A 1,378-nucleotide genomic window follows, 5' to 3' on the forward strand; every position below is an offset into this window, starting at 1 on the left:
GGCCGAGCCGGGGCGTGGCGCGCCGGACGCGCGCGGGGCCCGGGCGGTGCCGCGGGCGCCGCCGGCCAGCTCGTCGGGGGCCGGTACGCGCATGGAGGTGTGCGTGTCGCGGTTGGAGTCGGCCGGCTTCGGGCCCATCACCAGCGGCACCGCTCCCCGGCGCCGGACCGTCCGGCCGTCGGGCGCGGGCGACGCGGCGGACTCCTCGGGCTCGTCCTCGTCCTGGTCCGCGTCGGGCTCGTCCACGTCCAGCGGCGCCATCCCGGTCAGCATCGGCAGCAGCTCGCGCAGCCGGGCGCCCAGCTCGGAGGCGCGCAGCCGGGAGGCCGGCGCCTTGGCCAGGCACTGCACGAGCAGCTGCCACAGCTCGTCCGGGATGCCGGGGAGGGGGACGACGGTCTCGGTGACGTGGCGGCGCAGGACCGCTCCGGGATGGCCGCCGCCGAAGGGCGTGAAGCCGGCGAGCAGCTCGTACAGGACCGTGGCCAGGGCGTAGATGTCGACGGAGGCCCGCGGCGGCAGGCCCTCGACGATCTCCGGGGCCAGGTAGTCCGGGGTGCCGATGATCTTCGTGGCGCGGGTGCGGCGCGGGGTGTCGATGAGCTTGGCCACACCGAAGTCGGTCAGCAGCGCGGGGTGGGCGCCGCCGGGGCCGAGCGGGCCCTGCATGTCCAGCAGCACGTTCTCGGGCTTGACGTCGCGGTGCACGACCCCGGCGGCGTGCGCGGCGGCCAGGCCGTCGGCGACGTCGGCGACGATAGCCACGGCGGCCTCGGGCGCCAGGCGCCGCTCCCGGTCGAGGCGGGTGCGCAGATCCGTGCCGCGGACCAGGTCCATGACCAGCGCGAGGTCGTTGCCGTCGACGACCAGGTCGCGCACGGAGACGACGTTCGGGTGCTCCAGGCCGAGCAGGGCGGTGCGCTCCTGGACGAAGCGCGAGACGAGTTCCTGGTCGGACGCCAGGTCCTCGCGCAGCAGCTTGATCGCGACGGGGCCCTCGGGCCCCTCGCCCAGCCACACCGTGCCGGCGCTGCCCCGCCCGAGGATCTGATGGGCGGTGTACCGGCTGCCGATCTTCCGTGCCAAGACTGCTCCTACCGACGCGTGTTGCGCTAAAACTACGCGTCCGGAGAGCCGGCCTTCACGGCGGAGGCGGAAATCACCCATCCGTTGTCGACAAATCCCCAGAGTCGGGGTCGGAGCCGGGGTCGCGGGGCCCGGCGGAACGTCAGTTGCCGCCCGAGCCGCCGAGGTCCCCGATCCAGCCGGTCACGGTGCTGAACCAGTCGCTCAGCTGGTCCCAGTAGCCCTTGCCGGTGCCGATCCAGTCCTGGAGCGGGCTCAGCTCCCAGATCAGCCAGCCGGCCACGAACAGGAT

The 1,378-nt window shown here is 74.4% G+C and carries 2 protein-coding genes; both read right to left on the reverse strand.

Going from position 1 to position 1,378, the window contains the following annotated elements:
* Window positions 1-1,086, reverse strand: a 1,086-nt coding sequence (locus tag GTW67_RS29630; RefSeq protein ID WP_161167831.1) for a serine/threonine-protein kinase, incomplete at its 3' end; no start/stop codon positions are given.
* A 142-nt stretch (window positions 1,087-1,228) separates the two neighbouring features.
* On the reverse strand, window positions 1,229-1,378 hold a 150-nt coding region (locus GTW67_RS29635; protein WP_161167832.1), incomplete at its 5' end, for a serine/threonine protein kinase.

Source organism: Streptomyces sp. SID5910 (assembly GCF_009862125.1).
GTDB lineage: Bacteria > Actinomycetota > Actinomycetes > Streptomycetales > Streptomycetaceae > Streptomyces.